This window comes from Cytophagales bacterium (genome assembly GCA_033344775.1).
Taxonomy (GTDB): Bacteria; Bacteroidota; Bacteroidia; order Cytophagales; family Cyclobacteriaceae; genus JAWPMT01.
This window is the reverse complement of record JAWPMT010000005.1, coordinates 1,939,743-1,955,202: the sequence shown is the minus strand read 5'-3', so window position 1 is coordinate 1,955,202 and position 15,460 is coordinate 1,939,743. Positions and strand designations below refer to the sequence as shown.

Sequence of the window (15,460 nt, the reverse complement as noted above, 5' to 3'; positions counted from 1 at the left end):
TTATTCTTTTGACTCCTGTGTTTTCTCCAACAACTGGATATATTTCTCCTTCAGTGTTAGGTTTTCGTGCATCAACTCCTTAATAGTTATACTGTGACGGACATACATGCTTTTCAACTCTTCTAATGAAAGGTCATTTACGTATTGAAACTGATCTTTATTAGCATTGTGAGGATCTGTCCACCGGTCTATTTTATCTGCTGTAGCTGCTTCATCTGGTTTGGTATTATCTTCCTTAAAGACCGAGACTTTGGTCATATCGCACTGCACAAACTTGACAGCATCTAGATCGAAGTATTCAACAATCTCGTGATACTTCTCAATCTTAGGGAAGGTAGAGATTTCATAGGATTGAACATTAGCCTTATTCAAGAAGAACAACCGCGCAAACTGTTCTTGATTCAGCCCTTTCAACTTTCGTAACTCTTTTAAGTTCTTATGGAAGTAGTTCAATGAAATCGTGCTTTCAAAAATAAAAACCTGAATCCGTTAAATGAATATTTTTTATTTTGATAAATAATATTCATCTTTGACTCATCTAAGTACTAAGAAAATAAAACTAACTCATATCCAGATGATTCGGAGAAATGAGTTGATAAAACTTTGTGCCTAGACATGAATTGCTTTGAGAAAAGCAACTTGAATGGAACGTTAGAAAATAGAAGCAGTAAGGACTTGGTTTTCAGATGGCAAACCATGTGACAGTACCTATAGCTGGTTCAAAATAGGCGGGTTTGTAGTGAGTAAGCCCGCCACTTCTTACAGAGAATAAAATATCAAACGAAACTTCTGTTTACATAACAGAAGCGATACTGGTTGTATTTGTAGTAGATGTAGAACCCTGCTGCGCCTGGAAAAATATTAAGATGTATGCTCTGTTTGGCGGAGTAATACCGATGCTGGTTCTATGGCAAAGTCGGGGCACACGTCCCGACTTTCTTTAGGTTCTACAATGAAGTGTTAATGTTTGGATTCGAAGATAGAATATCAAATGAAAATTCACCTTGGCTAGCTGGTACATGTTCTCATGAGACAGGTATTATGAAATCAAGATGGACAGAGAAGAATTGAAGCATGAAGGAGAAGGTTAATTTGAGACAGGTGACGGCTATGTAGCATGTGTTGTTATCTGAACCCATAGCGGGTAGGAAACTAGGCCTACCCCTATTACTCCTTATAACTAACAATATTAAAATCCAAGCTTTCAGATAGGACTACCATCCTTTTACAGCCGATAGCTGTTCACAAAAATGAAAGGCCTGGTGGCAGGTTCTTAGTGAGGGAATCTCAGACCTGACATTTTTGATCTGTGGCGAATGAATATAAACCTGTGAATTGGTACAGGTCTATGCTGGTTGTATTTACAGTGGAGTGTTCACTCCACTGTTTTATACTAAATGAAAGGTGTATGTTCTTTTTGGCGGAGTAAACACGGCCGGTCAGGCGTTGCCAACTAGGCCGACGTTGGTTCTAAGGCAAAGTCGAGACGTGTGTCCCGACTTTCTTTAAGTTCTACGATAAAGCGTTACTATTTCGACTCAAAGATAGAATTTCAAACGAAATGCGCCTTGGTTAAGCGGTGCATGTTTCAGAAGCAGAGGAAATGGGCGAATGTTATTTATCCTCCCAGGATGAATGGTATTCAGCCCTCCTCATTCCGTTTTTTCTAAGACTTAATAATGACGTTCATTGTAAAATTCGATACCTACATGAAGAATTTCAGTACGTTCATGAAGTTCCTCTAGTTATTTCACTAATACCGTAACAATTTTATGTAACTTTTTTAAATCAACTTTTTATGTACTCATTAAGAACCTCAAACTTATTCTATCTATTAGTCCTCACATTCCTATTCATAGGCTGTGAACCTGTTCCTGAACTGCAATTACCAGAACAAAAGGACTGGGAAAGGTCTACTGTTTCTTTAGATCAAGATAAACAACTTCAATCACTCATTTCAAATTATTTCGATGGTGCTTCCGGGGGAAGAGTTGAGAATCAATTCGGATCTTTAAACACAGATGAAGTCTCTAAAATCAGCAATGATTCAACCACCAGATATGCGGCATTATTTGAGTCTGATGATCCCTATGTATACACGAACCTGATCATGTCAGAATCTACTGATTCATCTTACGCTTATATAATGCAATACAAGCCAGATCATGCCTGGTATGATTCTATTGGATATGATCATGCAAAGTGGAATTACTTTACTGGTGACATCTACTACTACGATTTAGAAGGGAATCCATTTGGCTATTCTTGCATGAAAGACGGCACAACCGATGAAGATTGTACAGCACAGGCCATCAACGGTAGAGCTGAAGATGTAATTATAAGTTGTCGTACTACTCTGTGGATTACTATTGCCTGCAGTGGGGATGTTTGTGAAGTAACAAACATTGAATACGAGAGTACTTGTACGACTACAGTGATCAATGAGTCAACGGGCAGTACGGATACTGACCCTTATCAATACCCAGACGCAAGAGAATGTAATTACGACAGTAACTATGATTGCAATCCTCCATCAGATCCAACACCTTCAAGACTCCCTAGTTGTGGTCGAGGTACTGTTTATGATCCAGTTTCAGAACGATGCGTAAGCCCTGCAGATTTGTGGGAACAGGATATTTGTGAAAAGACCGCTTTCAAGAATAATGATTGTGTCCAAGGAATCTGGGAGATTATGAAAAACAATAATACCGGCTTTGAAACGCTTTCTGCCTTCTTGGGAGATCAACCAATAGCTGATTTATGTATGGACATTAAAAACTTAAATCAAGATGGCCGAAGCCCAAATGGCAATACAGCTCCAGAGTTCACGTACCGAGGTGACGATTTGATAGGCGCGAACATTACTATTAGTCTTAATGATCAAAAATTAAATCGTTCAAAGCTCGATATAGCACGAACTTTGTTGCATGAAATGATCCATGCGGAGCTTTTTAGCAAAGTAGTTGAAGCCGGTGGATTTGATCAGTTTGCTGAATATGCTGTAAATCATAATAATGAATTTGCTGCTATATTGAGTTACATAGAGACTTATGGAATTCAAGGACCGTGGCAACATGAATATATGTCTGATTTTTACGTGGATAAAATGGCAAGAGGTTTAAAAGAGCTTGCTCCAGAATTAATGTCCTCTCAGATAAAAAACTATTTAACTGGCAGTAGTCTTCCAAATGGCTCTTCATGGAATTGGGATGAATTTTATGAAGCTTTAGCTTGGCAAGGATTAGACAAAACAGATAGTTTTGATTCCTTACCTCCATCAACAAAAACCAATTATATCTGGTATGCCCAAGAGTTTTTGAGATTAGAAGTCAGTTCTTATGAGTGTAATTAGAATTTGTTTTTTCCTGTTGTTCAATTTCCTAGTTGCAATATCAGGATTTTCTTCAAGCATCAAAATTGGTTATCACTCACCTGCCCTATGGGAATGCGAAGACACTGCTATAATAGAATCTTATATCATGTCAGACGGGGTAGCTCGGGTTCGGATCAATTCATATCATTTTGACGATGAAACGCTTATCCTAGAAAGTGAAGTGGTAGAGAATATTAAAGGAGTTGAAAGTCAGCTCCTTACTTTCACTTTTGATCATCCTACAGCATATTTCGATCATCAGTTTAAATTGAAATGGATGGATAAAATGGTATCAAATGAGTATTTGATTTACCTGAACTTACGAGAGGATAATACTTGGATAATAAATATCTGTTCTCGTCTTATTGCGGTTGATGATTGCCGAGCATCGGAAGAGATTAACCTGTTGCGAATTGTGAAAGAATTTGGGTTCCAGAACTATTGGATAGATAATTCTCGGCTAGACGCACCATTCAAAGCTGAGCCTATCGAAATTGAAGAGATTATAAATGCAGAGAAAGGCAATTTTGATGAACTCGAGGGGTATCCTGTAGGTGTCTTGAATATTTTATTAAGTGATCAGGGAAAAGTCTTGGATATTATTTCAAGGACCGACAAAAACTTTGAGGTAACCGAAGAGAACCAATTATTACTTTCTTCAATATCGGACCACTACAAGCCTGATTCATATCAACTTTTCTTTATTCGTATTTCTAAAGAGTTAAAATGGCAGCCCGCAAGAAGTGGAACTGTTGGTGTAAAATGCATGGTCCCTATTAGGTGGGAAGTGACCGATGATAAAGAATTAGTTTTTCGACTTCTGTAAGAAAATATCTAAACGCCGAATCAAAAGGAGCAATTTCAATGGTTATAGTCGTACACAGAAAAAAATAAAAGTTGGTTGTTAGATCAGTCTACTCCCTGGGGTTTCTTCTATTAGCAATTTCCTTAAAGGTCCAATGGCTAATCCTTGTCTTTTCTATTGATTCTGTAAAAGCCTTGGTATCTTAAAATACTAGTTTTTTTTTAACTAGGTTGAAATTGAATGAGGAGCCAACCCAATTGACTTCTCATTATTTTTAAATGCCTACCCCAATTTCACCTCTTCACCCAAAAACGGCTGTTGATAAAGACGCTTGTTTGTAGCTCCGTAGATCGCATTGGCCAGGGCCGCAAAGACTGGTGGGAAAGGAGGCTCACCCATCCCTGTCGGATCTATTTCATTCTGCACAAAATGCACATCGATTTCCTTGGGCGCTTCTGCATGTCTAATCATACGGTACTGATCAAAGTTACTTTTCTCAGGTACGCCATTATTGAATTTCATCTCTCCAAATAGAGCATTACCAATCCCATCGATGATGGCACCTTCGGCCATGTTTGCTGCAGCGTCAGGATTCACCACAATGCCACAGTCCATGGCACAAGTCACCTTTTCAACTACAGGACGTCCACGCTCTACCTTCACATCGACCACATGAGCAGCGTAGCTATTGTGACAGAAATAAGCAGAGACGCCACGCGATACACCAGGCTTAGGATTCCCCCAATCTGATTTATCCCTGACCAACTCCAGTACATCAATCAAACGATCTACTTCATAATCATTGGTTTTGCCCACAGGGTCATTCTTGGCTCTATTCAATAGCTCCAGTCTAAAGGCAATGGGATCCTTTCCTGCAGCTTCCGCAATTTCATCCATGAAAGACTGCTCAGCTCCTGCCAGGAAATTAGATCGTGGTGCTCGGAATGCTCCGATAGTGATATTTGAATCCAAGGCCCACTCTTCAGCCAGGTAGTTATCAATCGCTCCTGCAGGGAATCGATTGGCTGCTCCTCTTCCCAGTGGACTTTCCGGGATACCTCCGCCTTTCACATGCCAGCCGATCAGGTTATTATCCTTGTCCAGGGCAGCGCGATAGGTAGCGGTATAAGTAGGTCGGTAAATACCGTAGGTCATGTCGTCCTCACGGGTGTACATGAGCTTGACTGGCTTTTTCATCTGTTGCGAGATCACTGCGGCCTCTACCATGTAGTGGCCATACGCACGCCGGCCAAAGCCTCCACCCATGCGCTCCATTTGAATGTCTACTTTTTCCAGCGGTAATCTCAAACGGGCAGCAATGGACTTCTCAATGAATTCCGGGGCTTGGATCGGCCCTCTGATCAACGCAAAGTCTGACTTGACATCTGCATAGCAATTCATGGGCTCCATGGTATTATGGGCCAAATACGGAGCAGAGTAAGTACGTTCAATGATAGTTTCGGCCTCCTCAAAAGCCTGACCGGGATTACCATCTTTTCTTAATTCCGTTCCAGGCTTGGAAGCCTTGGCATGCATATCAGCCAGATGACTATTAGAACTTTCCAGGCCTCCAGGGATCGTGATATCCACTTTTCTCCCGAACATGTCCATCGTATGAGAATGTGTTCCAAACGCCTCCCATTCGACTTTCAATGCCTTTTTGGCTTGCATGACTTCCCAGGTGCTATTCCCGACGATGGCCACCATTTCATTATGCGTATTGGTGTCGAAGTAGTTTCTTTCATAGCCGTCCTCAAACGTCTTAAAAGCAAACACGTCTTGAATACCAGGCAAATCCTGGACAGATGATTGATCGAAAGACTTCAACTTCATACCAAAGGCAGGCGGGTGCACGATCATCGCATAGGCCATGCCCTCTGTTTTGATGTCTACCCCAAACATCGGTTGGCCGGTGACAATCTTTGCAGCATCCACATTCTTTTTGGATGTGCCAATGATGTTGTATTCCTGAGGTGTTTTTAAGGTGACTTCCTCCGGTGCTTCGATTTGTGCTGCAGCTGCAGCCATTTCTCCATAAGATGCTGAGCGCTCGGAAGCCTGGTGCATCAATTGTCCATTAGCCGTCGTGATCTCATTCAAAGGCACTTGCCAGGCATTGGCTGCCGCTTGCTTTAATACGTGTCGGGCTGTAGCCCCGGCAAGTCGCAAACTCTTCCAGGTCTGACGGATCGACTGACTTCCTCCGGAGAGTTGTCGAACGTATTTATCGGTATCGAAAGGTGCTTGTTCTGAAATGACATTTTTCCAATCCGTATCCAATTCATCCGCCACGATCATCGGCATGGAGGTCTTCAGGTTTTGACCAAACTCAGGGTTTGGTACCCGCACTGTAACGATTCCATTTTCACCAATTTTCAGGTATGAGTTCATTTCGAACCATTCCTTGGGCATTTGTAAGGCCTCTTTCTCTGGCTTTGTTGAGCATGAGGCCAACCAACTGAAACTAATCATCAAACCACCACCAGCTGCAGCAGAGGTCTTGAGAAATGAACGACGACCGATCTTTGTTTTCAATACTGTCATGACGTGCTATTTAGGCCTGAGCCGCGGTTTGGATGGCTTTCTTAATTCTGGTATAGGTGCCACATCTGCAAATGTTACCATGCATGGCTGAGGCAATTTCATCCTCTGACGGGTTAGGGTTCTGCTTCAGTAATGAAGCTGCGCTCATGATCTGGCCTGCCTGACAGTAACCACACTGTGGCACGTCATGCTCGATCCAGGCTTCTTGCAAGGGATGATCCGCATTTTCGGATAAGCCTTCAATGGTGGTGATTTCATTGGTCCCAATGGCCGAGATAGGCAATTGACAAGCGCGAGTAGCATTGCCATTCAAATGGATCGTACAGGCACCGCATTGCGCAATACCACAACCGTACTTTGTACCAGTCAATTCCAGGTGATCTCTTAGCACCCACAAGATGGGCGTGGAAGGATCCACGTCAACTTGATGTTTCTTGCCATTTATTTTCAAGGAAAAAGAAGCCATATCATTCAATTTAAGAACATACAATTTAAATGATCAGAGGGCGGATTCCTTACGATAATCAAACAGATGCTTACACAAAGCACACATTGACGGACCGATCACCAAAAATCTATCTAACACCAAACACGATAGGATCCAGGTCAACTAACTCCAGGGACCTGACCATCTTGATGGTTCCTTCCTTGTATCTCAGGAAATGAGGGGTTTTCAGGTGTGATTGATAAGCTGAATCCGAAGCGTAGATCTCCAGAACAGTAACTTGCGAAGGATCTCTCTCTTCCTGGACAGCATGCATCGTCAGCACTCCAGGTTCTGTAGCAATGGATGTTTCAATCCCTTCTTTCAGATAATTCAGGTATTCATCGAGCTGAGCAGAATCAATTTTCAATTTGGCAAATCGTACAATCAAATCCTCATCCTCTTCTTTCCCTTTCAAGTCATTTTCAGACTTTGTTATTTCCGGATTACCTGAACAAGCCGCGATCAGGATTAAGCTACTTACCATTAATACTTGCCTCATTCACTATCCATTTTATCACCTTGCCCTAAATATCCCTTCTCCTTCATCAGTAAGTGATTGATGTGTTGCTGCTTTTCATTGATTCTTTCCAGATTGGCTTTCGCTTCCTCTAGTTTCAGATTACTGTCTCTCAATTCATTTTGGGTAGTAGCAAGCTGTTGATTCTTCTTTTTCAATTGAGCCGAAAGCTTTTGTAATTCATCATTGATACGTTGAGCTTCTTTTTGCGCAACCTGACTTCTGCTCACATAGAAGATGACTAATCCAAATACGATGGTGGAGATCACCAGTGTATTGAGTGTCAGGAACAACAAGGAATGATCGAGTAGAATTTCAGGTTTATGTGAAATGAAAAAATTATCATAGGAGTAAGAGATTATTCCCCCCACGATAAACAATCCCATCCAGATGGAAGAAAACTTGAATCCACCTAACGCAGGCGCCGAGGTTACTGCGAGAATGGCCCAAAGCATGATTAGGCCTGAAGCAAAAAAACCACCCAAAGACCACTGAAAAAGAAAGGGGCAACAATAAACTCAGAAGCATTTGAAAGAACCTGGCAAAATTGAAATGCTTGACTACATCAAATAGTATCAGATTCACAAACGAGAAAATCACATAGCCAAAGGGGATCATTGATTGCCAGACCAGGCCATTTACCCAGGCGATGCTTCCCCAAATCAGGCCTCCACAAGACATGAACGTGGCTAGAAAAACAAGAAAACTCTTCCGAACTTTCAATTCGGGTATATCAGAGCTGGATTGACCAATGCTCAGATAGCGTTGAACGAATGTCATCATCACGATAGGTTAATAGGTATTTGTCGGTAAAATGGAATGTCCTGACAGGGTGACAAAAGCTGAAAAATTCATCTTCCTGACTCCAGAGGGATTTAAAAAAGAGAGTTCAGGACATTACGCCGCAAAAATCATTCTTCAGATCAGATGGAAATAACGAAAATCAAACCAAAACCTACGAGAATCAAACAGTCAGGCTATCAATCACTTACGGATTAAACCAGTAGGTCAATTTTAAGTTGATCGAACGGAACTTCGGACCCAATCCATTCGGAAGGTAATTGTCGTTGTAGACAAGGAATAAATCCGAAAGGGGCACATTACGTATTTTTTATTGGTCGCTTTTTCTATCATATTAACATTTCGAATAATACAACAGATTCAATTTTCAAGAAGAGTAATATTTTGTCGGAAAATGGATTTATTGAGATACCTGTCTTACAAGGAGAAGTGGCTAATCTGCTTTTCGACACGTATACGAACATGAAGGCAAGACTTAAAAGTAGGTAGGTCGGATTATTAGTCTTATCCTTGGTTTGAATGACTGGAGAGTATCGAAGCATGGAATTGCTTCAACAACATCGGATCTCCAAGTTTTCCAATTCGCTGTTCACAGTCCCGATACATTTCCAGTGAGGGTCTTCTTTTGGCCGTATCTTTCTTCTCATTGTTGAGGTATCGCCGGATTTGAGCATTCAGAATCAGCTTGAGCTGCACCTCTTGTTTTCGCTTTTCCTGTACTTCCCACCACTTCTTGGTTCCTGTGAAGCCATGACGGTTCGTTGGATCAAAATATCGGTCAGGTAGTTGTACAAATCGATTCTCAGGGTCTTTCTGGATAAACTTCTTGACCAGAAATATGCGCTCGGTGTAAATCTCATGGACTCGTGTCAGGCGGTTCTCACTCACAGGTTCATACCACTGCCGAAGTAACCTTTTTGTAGCCAATTCCTGCCTTTCGGTGAGATAGACATCCTTGTAAAGCATGTTCTTAGCCAGATTCCAAAGCCTTTCTGCGTAAAAGGAAGTGGCGGCCCGAGCTGGATTTTCAGGGGATTTATCCCCGTTTTTCCTCTCCAACTCGATGCCACCCTTTTTCCCTGCATCTTTATTGGGCTTTTTCGGATAACTCACACTTATCCACAGCCGCCGCCCAAGCTTGCGTTCCTTCAGGATCTTTAATGACTGCATTAGGATTACTGCAAGGTTCTTTTGAATCAGAGGCTGAGCGAGCAAATACTTTCCAGGCCGGATTCCAGCGGTCATCTAGTTTATCCCAGCTAATTTCCTGACATCCCTCTTTCTGGCATTCCTTTAACACTGGAAGAAAGGGACTTTCTTGATCCCACTTGGAGGTATCAACAGGTTGACCATCAATTTGCAAATAAAACAATAGGGTTGGCGCTCCTTTTTTGAATTCCCTGAATGCAAACAGATGTTTGACGCCCTCTGAAATGAGTGTTTCGGTCTGAAAATCCAGCTGCTCGAATTCCCTTTTGCACCAATCCAAATTCTGATTGATATGATCTTGATTGAGTCCGTAATTGGGAATAGTCAAAAAGTCCCTAAGCGTATTAATTCCGGGGATAAGATGCTGATCAGCCAGGGTTGTTATATCCTTTCTGCTAAGTGTTTGACCTTGACAGGAAACTCCAATAGCTATGAAAGTTAATATCAGAAACGCCCTCATTGATGGAAGATAGTAAGTGTTTATCAATTAGTTACAAACATGACTCATTCATCAACACCAGGAACAGGCAGTAAATATGCTTCTGTATTTTTCTTGCGATGAGCTTTCAATGACTTGTTCAGTTTTTTGATGATTGCGTTCGTTCTTTTCCATACCTGGGGGCTTGACTTATCAGATTTCCTGAGGACTTTGAACAACTCACGGGTTTCCTGTAAATCTTCCTCAGGAATTGTGTAACCATGATAGAAAGCCGATTTGTTTGCCCTTGTAAGTGCCAACATCAGGTGATCCAATCCCTCACGATTTTCTCCGCCTTCCAAATAATAGGCCTCTGCAATACTCAAGTGATAAGACGCCAGGGACCTGCTGATACTCTCGAATGTTCTCCTTAGTGAGTTCTCTGAAATAACGCCTCCGGAGATCAACCCATCGCTTAGATCCCTCAGGTCTTCGGTTAAATATTCTATCAGCTCCTTATGAATTGTATCACCTGGCACTTTCAATCCATATATGTATGAAATGGCTTGATCGATATGATTAGAGGCTTCCAAAAGCTTTCGTTCAGAAGAGAGCTTTATTGTGCTTTCAAAAAACAAGTCAAGTTCTTCTAGCTTCCCGAAAGCATCTGATAACCGGCCATTTCTTTTCTGATCATTGCCAGTACAACCAATTATCATGCTGAACACTAATCCAACCAGGATCGAAGCATATAGAGGTCTCCTTTTCATCTCATTCAAAATTTCAATTAAGACCTGAAACCCGGCGAAAAGTCACAAATCCGCCGCTAAATGGAGCTGACAACAACCCGATTCACCCGATACAAAAACAAAACCCTGACCACATGAGTCAGGGTATAGACAACTGGAACCTAAACCAGTTTTCGGTGGAAGCTCTTAGATCAAAAAACTACCCATCGATTCTTCATATCGGTCGCTATATATCCTGTCAATTCAAACAGAGTGAAATTTTATAACCGCGCTTTCTTTGCTCAGCTTTCTTCTGTGAAGAGAGAAGTTGACATCCATTTGGTTCAAAACAAAAAAGGTCTGTATTCAAGGTGACCTCCTCAACTGGCAGATGCTTGTTTTTCCCTGAGTTACCTGGCATTGAATAAGTATTTTTGACATTGGAATAAACCAAGGCCGGACCTATGGTCACGACCTTGTCTAAGCGGACATTCACAAATGGATTCTTCATACAATTAGCCTCAAAACCACGGCCAGTGACCCAGGTCCTTAATTCTTCTTGCTCTACTCCACTCAAATACTTTTGAGACTTGGAATACTCCTTCCAAAACAGATATTGATCGAAAGCTACTTTCGATAAGATCAGTTTGGCATATTCCAGGTAGGCACTCATCATTCAATTCATAGTGGTCTTATTTGGACTGGCGACATCAGTAAAAGTCACACGTGAAATGAAATAATTGTAATGAAAAAACCCTGACGTTTTTCGCCAGGGCCAAACAACTGGAAGCTAAACCAGTTTTCGAATAGAGACTCTTTAGGTCAAATGGATCTACTCAGTATTCTTTGAATTTCTCTACCGACAAGAGCTTTCCTCCCTCAGAAAAGGACAAAACAAGAAAGCTTATCCAATCTGAGAACTCGTCATACACAACTTCTTCCTCTTCCGGGTCTTCTTCCTTCTCCTCATCGTACTCCCAGTCTTCAACGGTCAAAATCACCTTGAACTCAAGTGGTGTATCCGGGTCCTGGTATTTACGTGTATCATAAATAGCAGCCTCTTCATAATTTTCCTTGACATATCGAATGACACCCTTCGGAAGGTCCTTGTCGATGATGTAGGTCACCGTATGAAGCCAATTCCCTTGCGAGTCAAAATAGGCCTCCTTATTTCCATCTTCCATTTCGAAGTAAGCCACGATAGTTCCTTCTTCATTTTCTTTCCAATCCACTTCGGTGGCGACCGGATACATTTGTTTGAAAGCCTTTTTTACTTTACCATTTGGCAATCCCGAAGATTGCGCCCCGAATGCCCACCCCCAGGTGGACAAGATCAGGAGGGTAGTGACTAATGAACGATTCATCTTCTCTGAAACATTTTCGTTCCTTTGAGACTTGAAATTGCCTTGGAAGTCACATTTCACCCTAAAAACTGACCCAATGCTGTGGGCTGATACAAAAGCCAACCAGTCAGACTGTTTCGTTCTTTTTGAGCAGGCAATACCTGGTGAGGCATGGTGGCACTTTTAAAAAGCACACACTTACCTGCAGTTGGAGTGACAATTGAACTTTGTTCATTATCGTGAAAGAGTTTTAACTCACCACCATCACCGGGTTGCCAACCTTCATTCAGGTAAAGGACCACTGAAATCATCCGATTGTTGCGATCATTGAATTGATCCAGGTGTTTCGCATAATGACCACCCGGAGGGTAGTTCGCAAGGTGAAACTCGTAACCAGACAGGCTAAGGAAGCAGTATCTATTGAACACGTGAATCATCTCATCCACCAGATCCCAGAATCCATTGATCTCCTGATCTCTGACATTGTCAAGCCAAAAAGTCTGGTCACCTCTAATGGTCGTGTCAATGGAATTTTGGTCGAGAGCACCTATCCCCGCCTGTTTAAATAATGCAAGCCTGGAGAGGAAGAATTCCCTAACCTGTAAGTGTAAGTCCGGCCTTAGGAAGTGGTCAATAACCACATAATCTTCTGAAGAAAGTTTATCCACCCAGGACAACCAGTTCTCTAAACTATGGTACGTATTCAAACAATTTTATAAATCACATTACTTCTTCGGGTCAGTTCACTCGAAAATCCCAACAAACTCATCTCCATTGTAGCTCTTGAAGCCACGGTACATGCCTTTGGTGTTGAATGGCAGCACGACATTCCCATGCTTATCCACTCCGATCAGACCGCCCCGACCACCCATGGCTGGCATCTTTTCCATGATCACCTCGCGTGTCGCTTCCTCCAGGGTTTGATCCCGATACAACATTCTCGCAGAGATGTCATAAGCAACTACCGATCTGATGAAATATTCACCGTGTCCGGTACAGGAAATTGCACAGCTTTCATTGTTGGCATAGGTGCCGATCCCTATCAAAGGGCTGTCACCTATCCTGCCATATTTCTTGTTTACCATACCACCCGTGGAGGTCCCGGCGGCCAGATTTCCTTTCTTATCTAATGCCACTGCACCTACAGTGCCAAACTTTTCGTCATCGTGATCCAGCTCCACCTGATCCTTTTTCAAGGCCCTTTGCCATTGCTTGTATCTAAACTCGTCGTAGAAGTACTCCGTCGGCTCGGTCTTTAAATCATTTTCTTTGGCATAGGTCAATGCTTGCTCCCCACTTATCAGCACATGTCTTGATTTCTTCATGACGCATGCTGCCAGCAGAATAGGGTTCCTCACGTGAGAAACGCTTGCAACTGCACCCGCATTTAACTTCTGGCCTTCCATCAGAGAAGCGTCCATTTCAAAGGCTCCATCGTGGGCAAAGACGGATCCCTTCCCAGCATTGAAAAGTGAAGAATCCTCCATGATCATAATGGCCTCCACAACCGCATCAAGAGAAGAGCCTTTCTTTTCCAGGGTTTTATATCCCACGGTATAGGCCCGCTTCAGAATCTGTTCATACGCCTCGGCTTTCCACTTGGTCATTTTCGTTTTGGAAACAGTGCCAGCTCCCCCATGGATAGCAATCGCAAATGGCTTCACTTAGATCTTCGTTTTCGCGGAGTGCTCAAAATCTTATACAATTCTGCAGATTTGATATTCAGACTGTTGAAAACGGGGATGTCTGTGTATTCGCTCAATTCTTTGATATGAAGCGGTGAGCTGGAACAAACTCCGGAAATAGCATCGGGCACCAGGCCAAACTTGTTTTTCAAGACCTCCAATCCCCCGATTGCTCCAAAAGAATCGGCTGCACAAAAAATGAGCTTATGGATCCGATCCCGGATATCTGGATGTTGCAGCAACATAGCGGTTTCTCTTTGGTTGATCCCATCTGCAAACTCCACGATCCAATAGTTGTCTTTGTTGTTGGCATATTTCAAGTCCAGTTTATTGAACACATCAACGACCTCATGCTCCTCCAACATATAGGTGCTTGGGTAACCGAGGAAAGAAAAATCAGAAAAGTGCGTGGCTCCCGCGTCATTCATAGACAAGATATCCTTCAGGCTAGCCGTCCCAGTGACTTTCGAAGCTCTTACTTCTTTTTCATTTACCGATAGAGCGAAAACGCAGGCCGTCGCTGCGGCGCTTTTCCCTGAATTCATCGCTGTACCTACACAAAGGATCAACTTGGCCCTGGGGAATTTTTTAGTTTCGTTCTTTGGTTTGATCAAGTTGAATTGCCGCGTATTGATCACTTCTCCATCTGCATTGCAAACGTATCCCAGAGGTTTAATTACGGTGGGAGAAATGGCCTTCCCACTTTTGGAAACCACATGCCCCACCACGCCAGACCTGGCCAACAAATCCACTGATTCAAAATCCGTATCGGTAGGGATCACCCCTTCATAAAAATCCGGTGCATATCTGTTCCCAAAGATGAATACGGCTTTAGTTCCAGGATGAATGGTGTGAATCCTTCCCGAACTGTTTTCTAATGAATCATGCTGACTAATGGTCTCAACCTGACCATAGAGCAAGTCTCCAATTTGAGGGGGTCGGTCGATTTCAATATAGCCTTTCAGCGCTTTTCTCGGCACGGGGTAGGCCGCACTCGGCAGCCTGAACCCCCGGTACAGTTTTTTCATTGATTTAGGTTTAAGAGGTCTAAAAAGTGTGGTTTGATCACTATAGTTGATGAGCATTCCATGGATGATAGGAATAGGACTCAGGAGTCCTTGTTGAGATAGCGAAACTTTACGTTGACGTTTTGTTTCTCTGGATAAATGAACGTGAAATCCCGGAAACGTGGAGGGAGGAATGATCGATGATAGTAATCAGAAAAACCAAATCCTTCTTTCGGAAAGATCATTCCCATGTCCACAATTTCATTGCCATTCGCGTCATCCAACAAGGCCAGGCCATATAGCCCAGGCTCCATGTTGGTCAAAGTCAGTGTAAGTCTGCCTTCGATCATATTTGTCTTGCTGAAGGTATACTCCAGAAATGGTGTTCTTTTGGACCAACTTTCCTGGTCCTTATAAATCCCTACAAGAATGTTCCCTTTGGTTGAACGAATGTTTTCCAGATGAAGCGTAAGGATTCCCCGCTCCTTAGCCTTGAACCCCATGAGGTTCAGCAAAACGATGCTCAACAACACATATCGCATT

16 protein-coding genes are annotated in these 15,460 nt (G+C 42.5%); 2 read left to right on the top strand and 14 right to left on the bottom strand.

Annotated features, from left to right (window positions below; all coding sequences use genetic code 11):
• Positions 1-453 (bottom strand): helix-turn-helix transcriptional regulator, encoded by a 453-nt coding sequence (locus tag R8G66_25980; protein ID MDW3195850.1) that lies wholly within the window; start codon positions 451-453, stop codon positions 1-3.
• A 1,345-nt stretch (positions 454-1,798) separates the two neighbouring features.
• On the opposite strand from R8G66_25980, the gene R8G66_25975 reads away from it, so the two are divergent.
• Together R8G66_25975 and R8G66_25970 are read left to right on the top strand one after the other, a co-directional pair.
• The gene (locus tag R8G66_25975; GenBank protein MDW3195849.1) at positions 1,799-3,352 is read left to right on the top strand and encodes a hypothetical protein; all 1,554 of its coding nucleotides are present in this window, start codon (positions 1,799-1,801) and stop codon (positions 3,350-3,352) included.
• Complete coding sequence (locus tag R8G66_25970) at positions 3,339-4,199, top strand: hypothetical protein (GenBank protein MDW3195848.1); 861 nt, start codon at positions 3,339-3,341, stop codon at positions 4,197-4,199. The genes R8G66_25975 and R8G66_25970 overlap by 14 nt, the downstream gene beginning before the upstream one ends.
• Before the next feature lie 261 nt (positions 4,200-4,460).
• Here the strand turns inward: R8G66_25970 and R8G66_25965 are convergent, their stop codons facing one another.
• The 13 genes from R8G66_25965 to R8G66_25905 all read right to left on the bottom strand — a co-directional run bounded on the left by R8G66_25965 (position 4,461) and on the right by R8G66_25905 (position 15,459).
• Entirely contained in the window at positions 4,461-6,722 is a 2,262-nt protein-coding gene (locus R8G66_25965) for a molybdopterin cofactor-binding domain-containing protein (GenBank protein MDW3195847.1), read from the bottom strand.
• 10 nt (positions 6,723-6,732) lie between these two features.
• Complete coding sequence (locus tag R8G66_25960) at positions 6,733-7,188, bottom strand: (2Fe-2S)-binding protein (GenBank protein MDW3195846.1); 456 nt, start codon at positions 7,186-7,188, stop codon at positions 6,733-6,735.
• A 109-nt stretch (positions 7,189-7,297) separates the two neighbouring features.
• Positions 7,298-7,708: an antibiotic biosynthesis monooxygenase family protein gene (locus tag R8G66_25955; protein MDW3195845.1), complete on the bottom strand. Its 411-nt coding sequence runs from the start codon at positions 7,706-7,708 to the stop codon at positions 7,298-7,300.
• Positions 7,705-8,181 carry a hypothetical protein gene (locus R8G66_25950; GenBank protein MDW3195844.1) on the bottom strand — a complete coding sequence of 159 codons (477 nt, stop codon included), beginning with the start codon at positions 8,179-8,181 and terminating at the stop codon, positions 7,705-7,707. The genes R8G66_25955 and R8G66_25950 overlap by 4 nt, the downstream gene beginning before the upstream one ends.
• 850 nt (positions 8,182-9,031) lie before the next feature.
• Positions 9,032-9,640, bottom strand: coding sequence for a hypothetical protein (locus R8G66_25945; protein MDW3195843.1), 609 nt, complete (start codon positions 9,638-9,640; stop codon positions 9,032-9,034).
• Positions 9,615-10,196, bottom strand: coding sequence for a hypothetical protein (locus R8G66_25940; protein MDW3195842.1), 582 nt, complete (start codon positions 10,194-10,196; stop codon positions 9,615-9,617). The genes R8G66_25945 and R8G66_25940 overlap by 26 nt, the downstream gene beginning before the upstream one ends.
• A 44-nt stretch (positions 10,197-10,240) precedes the next feature.
• Complete coding sequence (locus tag R8G66_25935; protein ID MDW3195841.1) at positions 10,241-10,924, bottom strand: hypothetical protein; 684 nt, start codon at positions 10,922-10,924, stop codon at positions 10,241-10,243.
• A gap of 217 nt (positions 10,925-11,141) precedes the next feature.
• On the bottom strand, positions 11,142-11,558 hold the full coding sequence (locus R8G66_25930) for a hypothetical protein (GenBank protein MDW3195840.1): 417 nt from the start codon (positions 11,556-11,558) through the stop codon (positions 11,142-11,144).
• 160 nt (positions 11,559-11,718) lie between these two features.
• A complete protein-coding gene (locus tag R8G66_25925) occupies positions 11,719-12,246 on the bottom strand; it encodes a hypothetical protein (protein ID MDW3195839.1) in 528 nt (175 codons plus the stop codon).
• Between the two features lie 56 nt (positions 12,247-12,302).
• A complete protein-coding gene (locus tag R8G66_25920; protein ID MDW3195838.1) occupies positions 12,303-12,932 on the bottom strand; it encodes a 2OG-Fe(II) oxygenase in 630 nt (209 codons plus the stop codon).
• A gap of 36 nt (positions 12,933-12,968) precedes the next feature.
• Complete coding sequence (locus tag R8G66_25915) at positions 12,969-13,889, bottom strand: isoaspartyl peptidase/L-asparaginase (GenBank protein ID MDW3195837.1); 921 nt, start codon at positions 13,887-13,889, stop codon at positions 12,969-12,971.
• Positions 13,886-14,938: a hypothetical protein gene (locus R8G66_25910; protein MDW3195836.1), complete on the bottom strand. Its 1,053-nt coding sequence runs from the start codon at positions 14,936-14,938 to the stop codon at positions 13,886-13,888. Before R8G66_25910 ends, R8G66_25915 begins: the two co-directional genes overlap by 4 nt.
• A gap of 80 nt (positions 14,939-15,018) precedes the next feature.
• On the bottom strand, positions 15,019-15,459 hold the full coding sequence (locus tag R8G66_25905) for a DUF2141 domain-containing protein (GenBank protein MDW3195835.1): 441 nt from the start codon (positions 15,457-15,459) through the stop codon (positions 15,019-15,021).
• Position 15,460: the final 1 nt, after the last annotated feature.

Coding starts and splice junctions, on each gene's coding strand:
- R8G66_25975 (MDW3195849.1), top strand. CDS start 1,799: ATGTACTCATTAAGAACCTCAAACTTATTCTATCTATTAGTCCTCACA.
- R8G66_25970 (MDW3195848.1), top strand. CDS start 3,339: ATGAGTGTAATTAGAATTTGTTTTTTCCTGTTGTTCAATTTCCTAGTT.
- R8G66_25965 (MDW3195847.1), bottom strand. CDS start 6,722: ATGACAGTATTGAAAACAAAGATCGGTCGTCGTTCATTTCTCAAGACC.
- R8G66_25960 (MDW3195846.1), bottom strand. CDS start 7,188: ATGGCTTCTTTTTCCTTGAAAATAAATGGCAAGAAACATCAAGTTGAC.
- R8G66_25955 (MDW3195845.1), bottom strand. CDS start 7,708: ATGAGGCAAGTATTAATGGTAAGTAGCTTAATCCTGATCGCGGCTTGT.
- R8G66_25950 (MDW3195844.1), bottom strand. CDS start 8,181: ATGCTTTGGGCCATTCTCGCAGTAACCTCGGCGCCTGCGTTAGGTGGA.
- R8G66_25940 (MDW3195842.1), bottom strand. CDS start 10,196: ATGAGGGCGTTTCTGATATTAACTTTCATAGCTATTGGAGTTTCCTGT.
- R8G66_25935 (MDW3195841.1), bottom strand. CDS start 10,924: ATGAAAAGGAGACCTCTATATGCTTCGATCCTGGTTGGATTAGTGTTC.
- R8G66_25930 (MDW3195840.1), bottom strand. CDS start 11,558: ATGATGAGTGCCTACCTGGAATATGCCAAACTGATCTTATCGAAAGTA.
- R8G66_25925 (MDW3195839.1), bottom strand. CDS start 12,246: ATGAATCGTTCATTAGTCACTACCCTCCTGATCTTGTCCACCTGGGGG.
- R8G66_25910 (MDW3195836.1), bottom strand. CDS start 14,938: ATGAAAAAACTGTACCGGGGGTTCAGGCTGCCGAGTGCGGCCTACCCC.
- R8G66_25905 (MDW3195835.1), bottom strand. CDS start 15,459: ATGCGATATGTGTTGTTGAGCATCGTTTTGCTGAACCTCATGGGGTTC.